This window comes from Mangrovibacterium diazotrophicum, from assembly GCF_003610535.1.
Lineage (GTDB): Bacteria > Bacteroidota > Bacteroidia > Bacteroidales > Prolixibacteraceae > Mangrovibacterium > Mangrovibacterium diazotrophicum.
In genome coordinates this window covers 3,973,181-3,992,818 of sequence record NZ_RAPN01000001.1, presented here as the reverse complement: position 1 = coordinate 3,992,818, position 19,638 = coordinate 3,973,181, and the positions used below count along the sequence as shown (strand labels likewise).

Below are 19,638 nucleotides of genomic sequence, written 5' to 3'. Positions count from 1 at the left end.
AACCGTGAAGAAATTAAGCGAATTTTCGGTCAAATTCCCGGTCACTATTTTCATGATTATCGCCGGCATTGTTTTGCTGGGGGTCATCTCCTACGACAAACTGGGAATCGACCTTTTTCCGAACCTAAATAATCCGCGCCTCTACATCGAGCTAACAGCCGGAGAGCGTCCGCCGGAGGAAATTGAAAAACAATTTGTCGAAAACCTCGAAGCACTGGCCATCCGCCAAAGTGACGTGACACAGGTTTCGTCGATCAGCAAAGTCGGAAGTGCCCAGATTACCGTCGAGTATGCCTGGAACAAAGACATGGAAGATGCCTTTCTGGATTTGCAGAAAGCGGTTTCATCCTTTTCACAAAACGAAGATCTGGACGAAATCAACATCACCCAATACGACCCCAATACCTCGCCGGTGTTACAGTTGGGACTGTCCAATGACAACCTCGACGACATGAATGAACTGCGGAAGGTAGCCGAAAACTACATCCGTAACGAGTTGATCCGATTGGAAGGTGTTGCCGAAGTTGAAGTCACCGGCGACGAAGAACCACAGATTCTGATTGAAACCAACCAGTATCTGCTGGACGCTTTTGGCCTGACCCTCGACGACATTTCAACCAAAATCGGCAACTTCAACGAAAGCATTTCGGGCGGAACCATCGAAGAAATGGGAACCCGCTACGTGGTGAAAGGCGTGAGCTTGCTCACCGATGTTGACGATTTTGAAAATGTCATTGTTGGCTACAAGCAGATTGATAGTGACAACACCAACTCTGCCTACGCGCCAATTTTCCTGCGCGAAGTGGCCAAGGTTTCAGTCAAAAACAAAGACCCTGAAAATATTGTCCGCCTCAACGGACAGCGATGCCTCGGTTTATCGGTTTACAAGGAAACCAAATTCAACACTGTAAAAGCAGTTGATGCCATCACCGAAGAAATCGGCGAAATCGAAAAAGCCCTGCCCGGATACCACCTGACCGTTGTTTCCAATCAAGGGAACTTCATCAGCAGCGCTATCGGCGAAGTAAAAGATTCAGCCTTGCTGGGGATTTTCCTGGCCATCATCGTTTTGTTTGTTTTCCTGCGCCGAATCGGAAGCACACTGATTATCAGTATCGCCATCCCGATTTCGATTATCGCTACCTTCAACCTGATGTATTTCAACGACCTCACCTTGAACATCATGACTTTGGGAGGGCTCGCGCTTGGCGCGGGTATGTTGGTCGACAATGCCATTGTGGTGATGGAAAACATTTTCCGAAACCGCGACGAGGGCATGTCCGTCCGCGACGCAGCAATTATCGGAACGTCACAGGTAAGTGGCGCCATCACGGCTTCAACTTTAACGACCATCGTGGTCTTTCTGCCGATTGTTTACCTGCACGGGGCATCCGGCGAGCTGTTCAAAGACCAGGCCTGGACGGTTGCGTTCTCGCTCATCTCGTCACTGGCTGTTGCCATCCTGCTCATCCCCATGCTTTTCAACCTGTTTTACAAGAACAAAAAGCAGGTGAAAGTTCGGACAGTAGAGGTAAAAGGCTACGGACGTTTCCTAGACAAAGTGTTGAAAAACCGATACCTCGTCATCGTTGCTGCACTGGCTATGATGGGACTTTCAGTTTTGTTGGTTCCGATGATTGGAACGGAGTTTATGCCGAAAACAGAAACCCGCGAGTTTAGCCTCGACGTTCACATGGCCGAAGGAACCCGCCTGCAGCGCACCAGCGATGCTGTTCGGAATATTGAAACCATTGTCACCGAAATTTTGGGCGACAACCTGCAAACCGTGTTCAGTCAAATCGGTCCTTCAACCGGAATCAGCACTAGCTCAAGCTCCATTTTCGAAGGTGAAAATACGGCGACCGTCAAAATCATTTTGAAACCGGAAAGTACAATTACTTCGAGTGCGGCGATACGCGCCATCAGCAATACGATTGGCGAGCTGCCCGATACGGAGATCAGTTATAAACAGGACGAAACCGCGCTGAAAACAATCATGGGCACCGACGATCCACCGCTGGTTGTCGAAGTGCAGGGAGAAGATCTGGATGTAATCCAGGAACTGGTTGCGGAAGTGAAAACAAAAATTGACAGCCTTTCGGGAATTTACAACGTGGAATCGTCGATGGAAGGCGGTTCGCCCGAGATTGAAATTATGGTTGACCGGATGCGTGCCGGCATGCACGACATCAGCGTGAGTACCGTTGTTTCGCAAATTGAAAACCAGTTGACCGGGTTAACAGCCGGGCAGGTAGAACGACAAGGCGAACTTCAGGATATCACCCTGAAACTACCGGATAAATCGCTGAAAGATTTGAGCGATCTGCGCATTACCAGCGATGATCAGGAATTTTACGTGAACGAACTGGCAACCGTAAAGATGGGACACTCACCCAAAGAAATTTACCGTCGCAACCAGAACCGGATTGGGAAACTGACCGCTCAACTGGATAAAAATACCCCGCTGGATAAAGCCGTGAAAGAAGTTAAAGAGGCTATTGCGCCAATCGCGCTTCCGCTCGACTACAAAGTGACCATCAGCGGTGAAGAAGCCAAACGCCAGGAATCGATGCAAAGTTTAGGTTTTGCGCTGCTACTGTCCATTGTGCTGGTTTACATGGTACTCGCCTCGCAATTCGAGTCGCTGCTGCACCCCTTCACCATTTTGCTGACTATTCCGTTGGCGGTTGTTGGCTCCATTCTGATCTTCTTCCTGCTTGGCAAATCGTTCAACATGATGGCCTTCATCGGTATCATCATGCTGGCAGGTATAGCGGTGAACAACTCCATCATTTTGGTCGACCGGATTTTGCAGCTGCGAAAAGGCGGTCTCACCCGACACGAAGCCATTTTGCAGGCCGGTCAACAACGGATACGCCCAATCATGATGACCAGTTTAACAACTATTCTGGCCCTGGTTCCACTGACTTTGGGTATCGGCGAAAGTGCTTCACTGCGGTCGCCCATGGCTTTGGCGGTTATCGGCGGTATGGTCACATCAACCCTACTCTCACTGGTAGTCATTCCTTGTGTTTACGACCTGTTTGAGAGTATCAAAGATCGCTTTGTTAAACCCAAAGCTGAAGTTTAAAAATTATGAGATTTATAATCGATAGAAAAACTCTGATCAGCATGCTGTTTATCGGCCTTACCCTGCTTGGGTATGTGTCGTACAAGCAGCTGTCGGTGGAGTTGCTGCCGAATGCCGAGTTGCCCTTCCTGTATGTTCAGGCAAGTGCAAGCCAGGAAACGGATCCGAATTACCTCGAAAACGAAGTGGTGATTCCGCTCGAAGGAGCAATCAGCACGCTCGAAGGGATCGAATCACTCGAATCAAGCATCAACACACGACGCGGAACGATCGTCGTTTACTACCAAAAGAATGTCGACTCGAACATGGCCTACCTGAAACTGCAGGAAAAGGTCAATGAAATGCAGTCCAGCTTACCCGACGGAATTACGGTGAGCGTGAACCGGGTCGACTTGACGCAAATGAACAACCAGTTTATGGAACTTCAGGCGCGTGGTAGCGGCGGCGTTGACCGTGTTCGAAATGTGGTGGACGAGGAAGTGGTCGATGACCTGGAAAACCTGGACGGAATTGCCGGGGTGAATGTTTACGGTGGACAGGAAAAGACCATCGAAATCATTCCCAACGAAGCGGCCTGTGAAGCTTACAACATCACACCAGCACAGATTCGCTCCCTGTTGTCGCAGAATTCGCAATCGCGGACTTACGTCGGAAACCTGGTCGAAAAGGATCAACTGTACTTTGTGCATGTGACTGCCGAATACGATAAGGTTCAGGATATTGAAAATCTTGTAGTGGCCGATGGTCCTATTTTGTTGAAAGACATTGCCGAGGTTCGCTTTGGCGTGAAAGAGCAAACCAGCTACAGCCGGGTAAACGGACTGGATGCCATAACCATTCAGCTGGTAAACGACTCGCAGGCGAACCAGATTGAACTGTCGCACAAAGTTCTGGCACTGCTGGACCGCATCAACCAAAAGCTCGAAAGCAAAGATGTTCAGCTGGTAGTTCAGAGCAACTCGGCAGAAACCATGGAAGATAACATCAATCAAATTATCAACCTAGCTTTGGTTGGTGGTTTAATGGCGGTCTTCGTGCTGTGGATGTTCCTGAAAAACGTGCGCATCGTGGCGTTCGTTGCGCTGGCTGTACCCGTTTCGATTTTTACGGCCTTCAACTTGTTTTATGCCTACGACATTACACTGAACAGCTTAACCATGGTTGGCATGGCACTCGCCGTCGGGATGCTGCTGGATAATAGTGTCGTCGTACTTGAAAATATTTACCGCCTTGCAGGGAAGGGCGTTGATGCCGACACTGCGGTGACGCAGGGCACAACAGAAGTATGGCGGTCAATTGTGGCAGCCACCCTAACCACAATTACCGTCTTCCTTCCCTTCGTTTTTTCCAGTAACTATATGATTGAAATGCTCGGCAAAAACGTCGGCATCTCGATCATTTCAACCTTGCTGGTTTCGCTGGTTGTTGCACTGCTGCTGATCCCCATGGGAATTCACTTCCTGTTGAAACGACGCGGTGGCCGGAACATCGCTTTCGAAAAAGTGACCACCAACAACCGGATGGTTCAGATTTACCTGCTGCTGCTAAAATCAAGCATGCGCAACCCGGCAGCTACGGTTATCGGGGGCGTGCTCATTTTCTTTGTGAGCATTTTCCTTGCTTTAACCGTCAGTGTGAGTTCGCTCACCGAGGTTGAAAATGACCAAATCCAACTTTATGTCACCATGCCAACGGGCTCCAGCCTTCAAAAGACGGACGAGACTGTGCAGAAAATTGAAGAAAAGCTCGATGGTGTCAAAGAGAAGCTCGACGTTGTCAGCCGGATCGAAGAAGAGTCGGCCAATGTTACGCTTAAGTTGGTGGACGACTATGAAGATGTTGACGGACGCAGCTTTGCCGAAATTAAGAAAAGCGTGTACGAGCTGGTGAAAAACACCCGTCCGGCAGAAATCTCCTTCGAACAAAGCAGTTCGGGAAGCAGCAGTGGTGGCGGAGGTGGCGGCGGTTCGCGCGATATGACCGGCGGTTTCCAAAAAATGCTGGGTATCGGAACCAACGAAGAAAGCATTGTGTTGAAAGGTCAGGATTTTGAGTCGATGAAAACAGTAGCTCAGGATCTGGAGTATTTCCTCGAAAACATGGATATCATCAACAGTGTGCGCCTGAATGTTTCGGACAATCAACCCGAGGTGCACATGCGATTCGACCCGCTGCTGATGACCGAATACAACATCACCCTGGCCAATGTCGCCAGTGAGCTGAATTCGTTCTCGAGCGAGATTTCAACCGGTGTGAACTTCAACCAGGGGGTTGACGAATATGAAATCATCATCACACAACAATCGGATAACAGCGAAGAAAGTACCGAAACAGAAACCCGCAGCATGGACGATCTGAAAAAGGTACAAGTGTCGGATGCCAGCGGCGGTTTACACGATTTGCAAAACTTCACGCAACTGGTTTATTCGCGCGGATTGTCGAGCATTAACCGGGTGAACCAGGAAAAACAGATTGAAATTACCTACAGCCTGGTTGATGAAGCGCAGGAATCGAAAGACCTGCTGGAATCGTACCGCTACGAAATTGACAACCTGATTGCCAGCTATAATTTCCCGACGGGTATTGCCGCGGAAGTGATCCACGAGGACGACGAACTGGACGACTTCTACTTTTTGATCGGCGCCGCCATCCTGTTGATCTTTATGATCCTCGCGTCGGTTTTCGAATCAATCGTCACACCATTCGTGCTGCTGTTCTCCATTCCGCTGGCTGCCATTGGCTCGCTGGCTGCCCTTGTCGTTACCGGCAACAGCCTGTTCAACGCCAACACCATGATCGGCTTCCTAATCCTGCTGGGTGTCGTGGTCAACAACGGGATCATCCTTATCGACTACAGCAACATTTTGCGCAAACGCGGTTATCGCCGCTCGCGTGCGCTGATGACTGCCGGTTTGTCGCGGGTGCGACCGATCCTGATCACAGCCATTACCACCATTGTGGCGATGGTGCCGCTCGCAATGGGGCAAGCCGAATACGTGAGCGTGATCGGTGCTCCTTTTGCCATTGTGGTGATCGGTGGATTGACGCTGAGCACCTTACTGACTTTGATTTTCATCCCAACTTTATATTCCGGATTGGAAAACGCGCTGGAGTGGTTCTACTCGCTGAACTGGAAACTGAAAACCTTCCAGTTGTTGGCGATGGGAGGAGCATTCGCGCTCATTTATTTCAAGGTCGACGACTTTACGATGAAGATGCTCGACATTGTACTGGCCGTGGTGCTGATTCCGGGAACAACCTGGTTTGTTCTCAACAGTTTGAAAAAAGCAGGTACCAAACTGATTGGCCCCAACGAAAAAGTGCAAATCCGGATTCAGAACCTGGTGAAAATTTACGACCGCCCGGGACGTTTCTCCCGCGAGTGGATTGGCGGCCTCAACATCCGCCGTCGCGCCGGTCTCGAGAAAGAGTTCCGCACGATCCGCGAGTTCGACCAGCTCATCTGGCAACTGCCACTGCTGGGCTTCTTCGTCTACTTCAGCTTCTTCTTCCTGGGCCAATCTTTCTGGATTGCCTTTATGATGCTGATGACCTATTTCTACGTGCTGGCGATTTACAAACCGGTGACCATTTACCTGAATAACCGCCACACCGATACCGGCAAGACAATTTACAAAACACTGGCATCGCGCAGCTACCAGGCAATTTACTGGTTTTTACCACTCGTCGAACTGTTCTTCCTGTACGAAAAGACGAAGTTCATCGGGCTGGTTGTTGCCATGGCCGTACTTTGGTACCTCGGGCTGGTTGTTTCGGTAACGGCCAAACGATTGTACGAAGAGAAAGTGAATGTTGACCGTATTACCGGCCACTTTGGCTCGCTTCGCCGCACCGTGTACCGCCTTGTGAAACAAATTCCACTGATTGGTAAACGCAAGGTTCCGTTTAAAGCACTGAACGGCGTTTCGCTTGAAATCAATACCGGGATGTTTGGTTTGCTCGGCCCCAACGGCGCCGGTAAATCAACCATGATGCGAACCATTTGCGGTATTCTGGAACAGAGCTACGGCAAAATCTGGATTAACGGCATTGATACCCAGGAAAAGCGCGAAGAGCTGCAAGGCCTGATTGGTTACCTTCCGCAGGAATTCGGTACCTACGAAAACATGCCCGCTTGGGATTACCTGGAATACCAGGCACTATTGAAAGGACTGTCGGATGTTGAAGAGCGCCACCAACGTTTGGAATACGTACTGAAAGCCGTGCACATGTACGACCGTCGCACCGAAAAAATCGGTTCGTTCTCGGGTGGTATGAAACAGCGTATCGGTATTGCACAAATCTTACTGCACCTGCCGCGCATCCTGGTGGTTGACGAACCGACTGCCGGCCTCGACCCGCGCGAACGTATCCGTTTCCGTAACCTGTTGGTTGAGTTGAGCCGCGAACGTATCGTCATCTTTTCAACCCATATTATCGAGGACATTGCCAGCTCGTGTAACCAGGTTGCCGTTATCATTCGGGGCCGCGTAAAATACCACGGAACACCGATCGACATGGTACATCTGGCAGAAAACCTGGTTTGGCAGTACGATGTGCCCGCCAGCGAATTCGACAAAATGCCGAACAAGCAAATGGTGGTTCACCACATGCGGGTTGAAGACAAAATCCGTGTACGGGTGCTGGCCCAAACGGCTCCATCGCCCGAAGCGATCCTGGTGAACCCGATGCTGGAAGACGCTTATTTGTGTTTGATTAAAGACTTAAAGTGATGGACAAACGAACAATACGCAATACAATAAACCTGCTGACAAGTATGATCCGGTACAATTTCCGGATCATCTTCGCCGGAAAATTCATTTGGTTTTTACTGGCAGCACTGGCTTTCTACGTGTTTATCGCCATCGTAAACGTCATCAACGGCGAGGTTCCTGACGAAGAATTCGTTTACGGCATTCTCCTGTTCCCGGCTATTCTGCTCATTTTTTATCCGATGACCTTCGGCATACAAAATGACGTGGACGCGGGCATTCTCGAAATTCTTTTCGGGATTCCTGATTATCGCTACAAAGTATGGCTCGTTCGCCTGGTTTTGGTGTTTGTGCTGGTATCGATCATTTTGTATGGTTTTGCGGGCCTGAGTTATATTTTTCTCACCCCTGTTGGCTTATTTAAAATGACTTACCAACTGATGTTCCCTGTTTTCTTTCTTGGCTGCATGGCCTTCATGTTTTCGACCATTATAAAAAATGGTAACGGAACCGCAGTAGTTATGGTAATTCTGGGAGTTTTGGCACTAATTTTGAACGATACCCTGAGCCGCACAATGTGGAATATTTTCTTGAATCCGTACAGCGTTCCGCGCAACATGAACGAGATGGTTTGGGAAGGTATCGCAATCAATAACCGGATTTTTCTGGTAGTCGGTGCAATCGTGTTTGTTTTGTATGGGTTATTTAACCTCCAAAAACGCGAGAAATTTATTTAGAAATCTCCTATATCACGGCAATTGAGTAGTAGCAATTGCCGCTCTGACAAATCAATAGTTTAGTTTAAAGAAAAAGGCTCCCATGGGAGCCTTTTCTGTGTTTTCAGGGCATTTCAACCGAAACCAAATCAACGGTGGATCGACCTCCGCCTGGCTGCAACTCCTGAATTAAACCGACGCCTTTTTTGTAGAATTTATGCTCCCGAGCTCCAGGTTCAAGCGGACTCCACTCCATCGTTTCCAGACACCCTTCAAATGTGCCGTAATCAATTTCAACGGTTTTATTCAGATTAATCACTATCGCCATATCTTCGGCTTCATCTTCCAAATACTCCTGTTGATACTTCATCCCCATTTCGGGGTTGGCAAACATGAGAACTCCGGGCAAAGCTCCTTCTACTCCAGCTTCCCACGATCCTTCTGTTCCCACAAGTTCACCGTCTTCATATTCTTCACTGTACTCACCAAAATACCAGACGTTCCCCTCCAGATCTTCAGCATACCAATCTTCTGTTTTCTCAACCATCTCCCCATCCAGGTAGGCAATGTCGCTCACAACAGTCGCCATGACGCCATAGATTTCCTTGGTATCGCTGGTAACCGTAACAACGATTGTTTCCGTACCATCCTCGGTCTCACCTTCGTAGTGAAAGACCTTTCCTTCATCGAATGCCAGGTATGGATTTGTGAAACCGTCCACAAACGCGGCGGCTCCCGGGAATTCGGGCAAAAAGGATTTGCTTTTAAGAGCAGACTCGGTCGTGTTGTCGCTTGCCAAGTCATCGTTTTCTGTCATGTCGCAACTTACAGTCAATGCCATTATTATCAAGGTTCCCACCAATAACACACAGAATTGCAAGCCCGAACTGTTTTTGTCTTTCATGATTAAATCGTTTTAGATTAAAGCTGATTCTTCAATTAAATTAGATTGCGCAATACGAGGTAGGCTAAATTCCGGCTTCTTCGATACTTGTTTCTACGCCGATGGAGTCACATAGTTCGGAAGTGGAATGATCTGGCAGAGAATACCCCCTGAGTCAGTAAATTTCAAAGGCTGGTAAAAAGATTTTCGTCTCTGCTTTTCACTCTCCATCAAACTTCACTCACATTTCGGCATAGCCGCACAAATAGGTTCGGAAATGTAACAAAAGTTAAAATAATCTTAAATTCTTCTTATTGTTAAATCCAAATGTATTTATAAACAATATAATATTTTAAGCTTTTTTCTTTCGCGCAATAGAACAATCATTTGCTAAAAAATCTACCTAACAATAAATTAAAATTCTTATTGTTAGACAAAAACGCAAACACCCTAATATTCTTATTATCAATTAAAAAAGAATAACATTTTTAGCAATTTTTCACAACCTATACATACTTTTAACACGAATATCTTCACTAACGCTTACCGACCAATCGGACTTACAAGACTTGTGCAATTTGAAAATATCAGCTTTCTACCTCCTTAATATCGGGCCGAAAAGCTGACTTGTTATAGCGCATTTTGATTAATCTTAATATTTTATCTATGAAACAAATCACCCTATTGCTTGCAATTTTTGCAATTGGTTTGCAGTCATTATTCGCGCAAGCCAAAGTAATGACCGGAGTTGTGACTTCAGCCGACGATGGCAGCACAATGCCGGGAGTCGCAGTGTTGGTAAAAGGTACGACCATCGGTACCATTACCGATATCGACGGGAAATATTCCATTAAGGCACCAGACGACGCAAGCGCGCTCGTATTCTCATTTGTAGGTATGGAAACTGCGGAAGTGGCAATTTCCGGTACCGCTATAAACGTTTCACTGAAACCAAGCCTCGTGGGTTTGAATGAAGTGATTGTTGTGGGCTACGGAGAACAATCGAAAAGAGATGTAACCTCCGCGATTTCTTCCGTAAACGCTGAAGACGTGCAGAAGATTTCTGTGGCGAACCTGTCAGGAGCGCTACAAGGTACAACAACCGGGGTGCAAATCTCTCAGGTTTCGGGCGCTCCCGGTGGCGAGGTTAGTATGCGTATTCGTGGTGCGACCTCATTGAATGGTTCCAACAACCCCTTGTTTATTGTTGACGGTGTGCCAGTGGAAACCTCGTCAACCTTGTCGAACAACTACGGAGGACAACAAAACAACGCACTTTCAAGCATTAACCCGGAAGACATTGCCAGTATCGAAATCCTAAAGGATGCTGCCTCTGCAGCCATCTACGGATCCCGTGCGTCCAACGGTGTTGTTCTGATCACCACAAAGAGAGGTAAGCAAGGAAAAGCGAAAATATCGATCAACTCGTACTACGGTATTCAAAACCCGCTCAAAAAATACAAAACCGCCAACTACGGCGAATGGCTGAAATATGGCGACGATTCGTATGCTGAAGCCTATGGCGCGGGTTACTGGTCGTACTATCAAACCGGCGACGAAAGCCTTTGGGGAGCTACGGATGAAACATTGGCTTCGTTTTACGCATCGGTTGCCGATCAAGGTGACAACTACATAGACAAGATTTACCGTGACAACGCTGCGGTTAGCGAATTGTCCGGAAGCATCAGCGGTGGCGATGAAAACACCAAATATTACATTGGTGCTTCATCCTTCAACCAAAAAGGGATGTTGCTTGGCCAGGATTACAAACGCTCAAACTTCCGCTTAAACCTGGACCAAAAATTCAACGACAAGTTCCGCAGTAATGTTGGATTCGCCCTAACCAGCGAAAACCAGGCTGTGGTTAACAACGACAACAACATTTACGGTGTATTGAGTACCGCGATCCTGGAAGCGCCGGGTAACGATATTTACGACGAAAACGGCGACTACACATCAGACGTGTGGACATTCTCGAACCCGGTTCAAAACGCATTGGAGAACCAGGGTGGACTGAAAACACTTCGTTTGTTAACGAATGCTGAGTTCCAGTACGACCTGACCAACTGGCTGACATTTAGCTCAAAATATGGCTTGGACAACCTTCAGGCTGATGAAAAAGAATATGATCCGTCAGATTCTTCGTCAGGGTCAGGGTCAAATGGTTATGCCCGCGAAGATGTTTCAACCATCCGCCGGACTACCACAACACAAGCTTTCTCCTTCAAACCAATCATCAACGATGACATTTCTTTCAGTGGATTTTTGGCTGGAGAATACACCGGCAGATATTACAAATACGTAAGAGCAGCTACCACCAACTTCCCATCAACCGAACTGAAGCAAGTGTCTTCAGGTTCCACACTGGACGAAGCACTGGGCTCGTATTCCAAAACAAACCTGTACTCGGTTATTTCGCGTGTTACCGGTAAGCTCTTCAACAAGTACATCGCTGAACTTTCTATGCGTGCGGATGGCTCTTCAAAATTCGGCCCAAGCCACAAGTGGGGTTACTTCCCTTCAGCTTCTGCCGGCTACGTAATGTCAGAAGAAAGCTGGTTTGACGTAAAACCAATCAACTTCTTCAAATTGAGAGCCTCTTATGGTATGACCGGTAACGACTCGGCCATTGATCCTTACACGGCTTTAGCGGGTGTTTCGAGTACGCCATATGCCGGTACTTCGGGAACCGCTATTACTGAATTGGGGAACGTTGACCTGAAATGGGAAACCACCAAGCAACTCGACCTTGGATTTTCGGTTCACCTGCTCGACAACAAAATCAGCGTTGAGTACGACTATTTCAATAAGAAAACTTCAGACATGTTGCTGAACGTTCCACTGCCAGGTTCAACCGGTTACACGGAGATTTACAAGAATGTTGGTGAGATGAAAAACACCGGGCATGAAATCCTGTTGACTTTCGACATTTTCAGCCAATCGAACTTCTCGTGGACGGCAATTGCCAGTTTGAGTACCTTGAAAAATGAAGTTGTCTCGCTGGACGGTAACTCGCCCTACACAACCGGATTTGCCAGCCGTGTAGAAGAAGGTGTTGAATTGGGCGCCTTCTACGTTCTGCAATCGGAAGGTATTTATAAAAGCGACGACGAGGTTCCTGAAGCCATCGCTTCGAACTACGGAGTTGGTGCCGGCGACGTGAAATACGTTGACCAAAACGGCGACGGCCTGATTAATGACGATGACTACATTATTGGTGGTTCTCCCTGGCCCGATTTCACCTACAGCTTGAAAAACTCGCTGAAATACAAAAGCTGGGACTTGGACTTCCTGTTTACCGGTTCACAAGGTAACGATGTGTTCAACTCAACCTTGCAATATGCCGGTTCAACCTCTTCGGTTTGGTACAACAAATTTGTAGATCAACTGGACTACTGGTCTGAATCAAATCCGGATGCCAGCCTGCCACATCCAAAATCAAGTACCCGCTCATACAATAACAAGGACGCAACACGCTTTGTGGAAGATGGCTCGTACCTGAAACTTAGAAACGTTACCCTGGGCTACCAGGTTCCGAGCAGCGTGTTCAACGGAGTTGCCGATGTTCGTCTCTATTTCTCGGCAGACAACCTGTTGATGATTACCGGCTACTCCGGTATTGACCCTGAAGTAAACTACTCGGGTGACGCAGCCGTAACAAAAGGAACTGACTTCCTTTCGCTAGGTGGTGCCAAGACCTTCAAATTTGGAATTAACGTGAATTTTTAACCCATGAAACCTGAAAAGATGAGAAAGATATATTACCTCCTGTTTATTTCGGTGCTTTTCTTTACCGGTTGCGATGATGAACTGGAATTGTCGAACCCGACATTAATCAGCTCCGACGATTACATTACCGACGACGCATCGGCACAGCTGGCGCTGGACGGTATTTACGATGAGCTTCAAACCACTTTCTACTACGGTGCCCCGTACATGACGACCGGTTTGTATGCCGACGAATTTGCACACTCGGGCTCATACACGTCGTACGATGAGTTTGTGGTTAACCTGTTGTCAGCCGATAACAGCTACCTGGAAACAATCTGGAACAACTATTACGCGACAATCTACCGGGCAAATGCTGTTATCATTACGCTGGAAGGCCTGGGAGACGACGCTGTTTCTTCTTCGGTAAAAACAGCCGTGATTGCTGAAGCAAAAGCACTACGCGCCTTTTTGTATTTCGACCTGGTGCGACTTTGGGGAGCATTGCCGATCCCGACCGAATTGATTTCTAGTAATGCAAGCGCATACAATTATGCCCGTTCAAGTGTATCCGATGTTTACGACTACATTCTGTCGGACTTGAACGACGCTGATGGTAACATCGCCGATAGCGATATTTACCATTTCTCGAATGATGCCGTTAAAGTGTTGAAAGCAAAAATATATTTGACCCAAGGAGAATATGCCAGCGCTCAAACAGCGTTGGAATCTGTAATCGGCCAGTACAGCCTGGTTAGCGACTATGCTGACTTGTTCGTAACCGGCTCAAACAACGAAGCGATTCTACGAATCAACTATTCGTCGGACGACAAAAACTACCTGGCTTTCTTCTTCTACCCATCCAGCTTGGGCGGACGCCGCGAGGCTGCACCAAACCAGACATCACTGGATGCTTTCGATTCAGACGGAGGTACTCGTTCGGAGATCCTGGCTCAAACATCCTCGTTGAGCGCCGTCTATCTGAACAAATACAGCGACATCTCAACCGGTACCGACCAACCGTACATATACCGCTATGCCGATGTTCTGCTCTTGTATGCCGAAGCGCTGGCTCAGCAAGGAAGTAGCGACAAGCTGGCAACAGCAACCGGCTATGTAAATGAAGTGCGGGAAAGAGCCGGAATGGAAGATATCGACCTGACTTCTTCAAACTACATCGACCTGATTGCACAAGAACGCAGAGTTGAGTTTTACGGAGAAGGACATCGCTGGTATGACGCCGTGCGATTGGGAATTGTTGACGACGTGATTGCCAACAAAGACGAAAGCTCGTTCACCAGTAATTATCAATTGTGGCCGATTCCGCAATCCGAAATTGACGCGAACGGCTCCATCAGTTCGGGAGACCAAAACCCTGGATACTAAAATACTCTTCGGAGAAGCTTAAAGGACAGTTGCAGAAACTGTCCTTTTTTAGTGTTATATTGAAAAACATTCACAGAGCACAATCAATTTAAATACAAAACAGAACGCAAAAATGACTACCGGAAAACTAGTACTACTCTTCACGATCGGTGCATCGTTGATGCTCGGATTACATCCGAAGCAGACGTTAGGAAATACGACGCTTCCGAAGAAGCAGGAGCAAGAGGAAAAGCCAACAGAAGAGAAGAAAAAACCCGATGAGAATGCGATCAAAGCGTTTAGCGAGGTCATCACAGCCGACATGAAAAGTCAAAAAGGCTTCATCAATGTCTACGAAAAGGAGGGAAAATACTTCTTCGAGATTCCCAATAGCAGCTTTAACAAAGAGATTCTGGTTGTCAACCGGATTGCCAAAGCATCGGCTGATATGCGCAGAGGCTTCCTGGGTTTGGCCGGCGACAATATCGGGGAAGCGGTCTATCAATTTGAAAAAGGCTCCCTGAACAAGGTTTTCCTGAAACGTATTTCGTACACGGAGTATGAAAACGACAGCACGAAACCAATGTACGCAAGTGTTGTATCGAACAACGTGCAAGCCATTGCAGAGGCGTTCAACATCAAGGCATTCTCTCCCGATTCTTCGGGCGTTGTCATCGAAGTCACCGACTTCTTGAACAGCGACAGTGACGTTCTTTATTTCAAAAACGAAAAAATAAAGGAAGACGAAGGAATGGGTGCACAAGAAGACTCGAAAAGCTACGTCAAATTCATTCATGCTTACGAGAACAACCTGGAAATTCGTGCTTTTAAAACCTACAAAGCCGGTAAAAACAAAACTTCAAACAACTACTCGCTCGAGCTAAACTCATCGATGGTTTTACTCCCGGAAGTACCCATGCAACCTCGCATAGTTGACGAACGTGTTGGCTATTTCCGTTTGAAACAACGCAATTTCAACGCCAATCCGCAAGGGGTAGAAAACATCCAACTGGCTAAAAGATGGCGATTGGAACCGAAACCCGAAGACCGGGAGAAATACTTACGCGGCGAGCTGGTTGAACCGCAAAAACCAATTGTGTTTTACATCGATCCGGCAACACCTGCCAAATGGGTTCCCTATTTGATTCAGGGGGTCAACGACTGGCAAAAAGCGTTCGAAAAAGCCGGGTTTAAAAATGCCATTTATGCACGCGAAGCGCCAACTGTAGAAGAAGATAGTACGTGGAGCCTGGATAATGCAGCTTATTCAGCTATTGTTTACCGGCCTTCGGAAATTGAAAATGCGATGGGTCCCAGCATTGCTGACCCCAGAACCGGAGAGATCATGGAAAGCCATATTTTCTGGTACCACAACGTGATGAAGCTTTTGCGCGACTGGTATTTCATTCAAACCGCCGCTGTTGATACAGGGGCACGAAAAGCCGTTTTCGACGATGAGCTGATGGGGGAACTAATTCGCTTTGTTTCGTCGCACGAAGTAGGCCACACACTCGGACTAATGCACAATTTCGGCTCCAGTTCGACTGTTCCTGTTGAGAAACTGAGAGATAAAGCTTGGGTGGAAGCAAACGGACACACACCCTCGATCATGGATTATGCCCGATTCAACTACGTAGCACAACCCGAAGATAACATCAGCCGCAGCGGTCTGTTCCCGCGCATCGGCGATTACGACAACTGGGCCATTTATTGGGGATATCGCTGGTATCCGCAATTCGACGACGAATACGAGGAGCAAACTTACCTGGCCAAAGTGGTAACCGACAGTTTAGCAACGAATCACCGCCTGTGGTACGGAGCCCAAGGCGAAGAATTTGATCCGCGCGATCAGAATGAGGACTTGGGAGATAATGCGATGCTCGCCAGTGAATACGGTATTAAAAACCTGCAACGAATTGCCGACAACCTGTTGGAATGGACCACCGAAGATGCACAGGATTACAGCAACACACAGGAGATTTTCGAAGCACTAATCGCCCAATTTAACCGCTATATGGGCCATGTTGCGAAGAATATAGGTGGAATTGAACACACCTTCGTGGTAGCCGGTATGCCAGAACCAGCCTTTGCCCCAACTCCTTACGACAAGCAAAAACAGGCTACAGCCTTTTTGAACGAACAGTTGTTCCAAACTCCGGTTTGGCTGAATCACACAGAGCTGTTTGAAAAGGTGCCGATGACCTTCGGCGAGCAACTGGCCAAAATCCAGAAAGGGATAATCGAGCAATTGTTGGATGCTAAAAAACTCAGTAACCTGATGAGTTCCGAGGTCGATTACGCCAACCAGAAATGCTATTCGGTGTTCGAATTTATGAGTGATCTCGACAAGGGAATCTTCACGGAATTGTATCAACACAAAAATGCTTCATTCTTCCGTCAGCAACTCCAAAAGCTATTTGTTGAACAACTCATTTTAAAAATTACCGATAGCGGTAAACCCAAAGACGACAAAAACAAGCCAATGGTAGCCGGGCCTCAATCAGCGAAAACATTGTACGACAGTAAAGGAATTCTGTTGGATCAGTTGAAAACCATACAAGCTTTGGTTAAAACCAACCAAAAACTGAGCTCGCTTGACCAAGCCAGCAAAGTTCATTTGGCCGATTTGGATCATCGTATTGGCCTCGCCCTCGAACTAAATACGAAAAGTACAACTTCGAACTAAGGACAAAAGGCACATTACTGCCGGCTTAAAAATAGAAAAGGGATACACTATCAATCATCGTGTATCCCTTTTTGTATTCAGATTTATTCTCTTAGTTCGTTTTCTTCACATACTGGGTGAGAATCACAATTTGCTGACCGTTCACCTTTCCTTCGATATGCTCCACATTATCCTTTACAAGCGAAATGTTGCGAACCGGAGTACCGCGTTTTGCAGTGAAACCAGCACCTTTCACAACAAGGTCTTTGATCAGCACCACTGAGTCGCCGCCTGCCAATCGCACGCCATTGCTGTCAACATGTTTCGCTTCGTCTTCGGCCAAACCTGATTTCGCCCAGGCCAGCGTTTCCTCGTCCAGGTAAAGCATGTCAACCAGATCGAACTGTTTCAATTGGTTCAGCAGTCTCCACGCCAACACCTGTACCGCCGGAACTGTGCTCCACATACTGTCGTTCAAACAGCGCCAGTGGTCGGCATCCATTGTTTCCGGTTCTTCAACCTGACTGTTACAAGTTGAACACAGCAAAACACATTTGTCGCTGTTGTTTTCGGTAACCGGAGGAAGAGCATAAACAGTCAGCCCTTCTGTATTTCCGCAAAGTTCGCAAACCGAACCACTGCGTTCATTCAATGCTTTTTCAATACTCATTTGTCGATTCTTGGTTAGTCGGCCGAACGTGCAGCCGAATTATTTTTTGAGGGCGCAAAGTTAATCCTTTATCTGTAAATTGAAAATCAGCAAGTTTGCTGACTCCGCAATATTATTCAAACAAAACTTTCAATACCCTACGATGTTGTTCTCTTGGGAAAGTCATTGATGGTCATTCACCTGTCATTTTGTGGTCATTTGTTGTTCTTTCTTTGAAATGACTATCATTGACAACTCAATGACTAATAAACACAAATCAATCAAATCATGAACAAATGAACGCCCAAATGATGGAATATCACATTGACGGATACTTTTTTCGCCCGTTGCAAAAAGAAACGTGGCCCGCGTTCGCACAACTGTTTGCCCCCAATGGTGCCTGCGACGGTTGCTGGTGTATGTGGTGGAAGCAAAACACAAAGGAATACAGCGAAGGTCGCGGACAAAATAACCGGAAAGCGATGATGCAACTGGTATTGGATGACACAGATCTTGGACTTTTAGCGTTTTCGCCGCAAGGCGAGGTTTGCGGCTGGATTGCTGTCGCTCCGCGTTCCAATTACAAGCGACTGCAAAATTCACGCACCCTGAAACCGATTGATGAGCAACCGGTGTGGTCAATTACCTGCTTTTTCATTAACCGTAATTTCCGGGGAATGGGATTGGCCGGCAAATTGGTAAAAGCAGCTCTTTCATTTGTAAAAGAAAAAGGCGGCAGTATCGTCGAAGCCTATCCAACCGTAACTGAAGACGGAAGAGTTTCCTCGTCATCCATCTACAGTGGGGTTCCGCAGGTGTTCGAACGATTGGGATTTGAAAAAGTCGGAGAGGGCGGAAAACGGTGGATTATGCGTTACTACTTAAAATAAACAGAATAGGTAGCAGGTATTTCCGAAATAGACTCCAATTGAATATTCTTGAAAAAAACTTCAGCCGCTTCACTTTGCAACTGAATCTTGCCTTTGGTTAACGGGGAACTTTCCCCATCCTTAACTAAACGAGAGTTTTGAAGTACCATCACGACATGTCCATTCACCAGGTGTATGCTTTTATCTCCAAAGCAAATCAGCTCGATCGTTGTCCAATCGCCCGGTGCGCTTTCGTAATTGGCGGAGCGCAAACAAAAACCATCGCGACCGCTGCCGGGCCCAATTGGCAAAAATTCCTGAGACACATCAGCAACAGTATTCATCATCCCTTCAGGTAAAAACGCGCGCACATCAATCGCCGAATTAGCGATTCCCCAATAGTCGCCCATGTGCCCTTCCATAATTTGAAATTCCTGCGACAGCATCCACGAACGCCAGTAATCGACCCCACATTCGCCTTGAGAGTGGTAGAGCAATCCCGAGTCCTTCAGCTTATCCAACCGGGGCTCAAATTTCTGTACTCCCCATTTCACCTTCAATGTCAGGTGATAGTTTTCGAATTCGTTTTTGGTAAACAAGCAACCGTAAATTTCGCCGCTGATGCGCAAAACGGGATCTCCATTTTCTATGTTCACAGAGAAAACGTTGGCGACATTTTTATTATAACCGATCGAAGGTAGGAGCTCTCCGGATTCATCCACCGGCTGACTTCCATTATAATTGTTCGGATAACGGTAGCTTTGGTACATTTCCCACTGCGACAAATCCTTGTCGAGCAAGTTGATTGTTTGACCGAATGATGACAGGGAAAAACTGGAAAACACCAGAAACAGCATTGCTGACAGCTGTGCTCGGAACGGGAAGCGCTTCATGAGATTAAGGTTTATTGGGTTAGAAACCGGTTTAGCCTTCTAAAGATAGCTTTAATTCGCGAATTGTATCGTTTACTCATACCCCAT

The 19,638-nt window shown here is 47.3% G+C and carries 10 protein-coding genes; 7 read left to right on the top strand and 3 right to left on the bottom strand.

Annotated features, from left to right (window positions below; translation table 11 throughout):
* Positions 1-4 precede the first annotated feature (4 nt).
* The 3 genes from BC643_RS15735 to BC643_RS15725 are packed head-to-tail and all read left to right on the top strand — an operon-like array spanning position 5 to position 8,540.
* Complete coding sequence (locus BC643_RS15735) at positions 5-3,091, top strand: efflux RND transporter permease subunit (RefSeq protein ID WP_120273987.1); 3,087 nt, start codon at positions 5-7, stop codon at positions 3,089-3,091.
* Between the two features lie 5 nt (positions 3,092-3,096).
* Complete coding sequence (locus BC643_RS15730; RefSeq protein WP_120273986.1) at positions 3,097-7,824, top strand: efflux RND transporter permease subunit; 4,728 nt, start codon at positions 3,097-3,099, stop codon at positions 7,822-7,824.
* On the top strand, positions 7,824-8,540 hold the full coding sequence (locus BC643_RS15725) for a hypothetical protein (RefSeq protein ID WP_120273985.1): 717 nt from the start codon (positions 7,824-7,826) through the stop codon (positions 8,538-8,540). Before BC643_RS15730 ends, BC643_RS15725 begins: the two co-directional genes overlap by 1 nt.
* Positions 8,541-8,643: 103 nt before the next feature.
* Here the strand turns inward: BC643_RS15725 and BC643_RS15720 are convergent, their stop codons facing one another.
* The gene (locus tag BC643_RS15720) at positions 8,644-9,423 is read right to left on the bottom strand and encodes a hypothetical protein (protein WP_120273984.1); all 780 of its coding nucleotides are present in this window, start codon (positions 9,421-9,423) and stop codon (positions 8,644-8,646) included.
* A gap of 645 nt (positions 9,424-10,068) precedes the next feature.
* Between BC643_RS15720 and BC643_RS15715 the strand changes: the two genes are divergently transcribed.
* The 3 genes from BC643_RS15715 to BC643_RS15705 all read left to right on the top strand — a co-directional run bounded on the left by BC643_RS15715 (position 10,069) and on the right by BC643_RS15705 (position 17,161).
* On the top strand, positions 10,069-13,131 hold the full coding sequence (locus BC643_RS15715) for a SusC/RagA family TonB-linked outer membrane protein (RefSeq protein WP_120273983.1): 3,063 nt from the start codon (positions 10,069-10,071) through the stop codon (positions 13,129-13,131).
* 18 nt (positions 13,132-13,149) lie between these two features.
* On the top strand, positions 13,150-14,496 hold the full coding sequence (locus tag BC643_RS15710; RefSeq protein WP_170154579.1) for a RagB/SusD family nutrient uptake outer membrane protein: 1,347 nt from the start codon (positions 13,150-13,152) through the stop codon (positions 14,494-14,496).
* 112 nt (positions 14,497-14,608) lie between these two features.
* Positions 14,609-17,161, top strand: a complete 2,553-nt coding sequence (locus BC643_RS15705) for a zinc-dependent metalloprotease (protein WP_120273981.1) — start codon at positions 14,609-14,611, stop codon at positions 17,159-17,161.
* Between the two features lie 91 nt (positions 17,162-17,252).
* Here the strand turns inward: BC643_RS15705 and BC643_RS15700 are convergent, their stop codons facing one another.
* Positions 17,253-17,810: a PhnA domain-containing protein gene (locus tag BC643_RS15700; protein WP_120273980.1), complete on the bottom strand. Its 558-nt coding sequence runs from the start codon at positions 17,808-17,810 to the stop codon at positions 17,253-17,255.
* A 287-nt stretch (positions 17,811-18,097) separates the two neighbouring features.
* On the opposite strand from BC643_RS15700, the gene BC643_RS15695 reads away from it, so the two are divergent.
* Complete coding sequence (locus tag BC643_RS15695) at positions 18,098-18,679, top strand: GNAT family N-acetyltransferase (RefSeq protein WP_170154578.1); 582 nt, start codon at positions 18,098-18,100, stop codon at positions 18,677-18,679.
* Here BC643_RS15695 and BC643_RS15690 read toward each other — a convergent pair.
* A complete protein-coding gene (locus BC643_RS15690) occupies positions 18,667-19,551 on the bottom strand; it encodes a 3-keto-disaccharide hydrolase (protein WP_211338073.1) in 885 nt (294 codons plus the stop codon). The two genes, BC643_RS15695 and BC643_RS15690, sit on opposite strands and share 13 nt — an antisense overlap.
* Between the last annotated feature and the right edge of the window lie 87 nt (positions 19,552-19,638).

Bases quoted from the DNA above. Each gene is read 5' to 3' on its own strand.
- BC643_RS15730 (WP_120273986.1), top strand. From the start codon at position 3,097: ATGAGATTTATAATCGATAGAAAAACTCTGATCAGCATGCTGTTTATC.
- BC643_RS15725 (WP_120273985.1), top strand. From the start codon at position 7,824: ATGGACAAACGAACAATACGCAATACAATAAACCTGCTGACAAGTATG.
- BC643_RS15720 (WP_120273984.1), bottom strand. From the start codon at position 9,423: ATGAAAGACAAAAACAGTTCGGGCTTGCAATTCTGTGTGTTATTGGTG.
- BC643_RS15715 (WP_120273983.1), top strand. From the start codon at position 10,069: ATGAAACAAATCACCCTATTGCTTGCAATTTTTGCAATTGGTTTGCAG.
- BC643_RS15710 (WP_170154579.1), top strand. From the start codon at position 13,150: ATGAGAAAGATATATTACCTCCTGTTTATTTCGGTGCTTTTCTTTACC.
- BC643_RS15705 (WP_120273981.1), top strand. From the start codon at position 14,609: ATGACTACCGGAAAACTAGTACTACTCTTCACGATCGGTGCATCGTTG.
- BC643_RS15700 (WP_120273980.1), bottom strand. From the start codon at position 17,810: ATGAGTATTGAAAAAGCATTGAATGAACGCAGTGGTTCGGTTTGCGAA.
- BC643_RS15695 (WP_170154578.1), top strand. From the start codon at position 18,098: ATGATGGAATATCACATTGACGGATACTTTTTTCGCCCGTTGCAAAAA.
- BC643_RS15690 (WP_211338073.1), bottom strand. From the start codon at position 19,551: ATGAAGCGCTTCCCGTTCCGAGCACAGCTGTCAGCAATGCTGTTTCTG.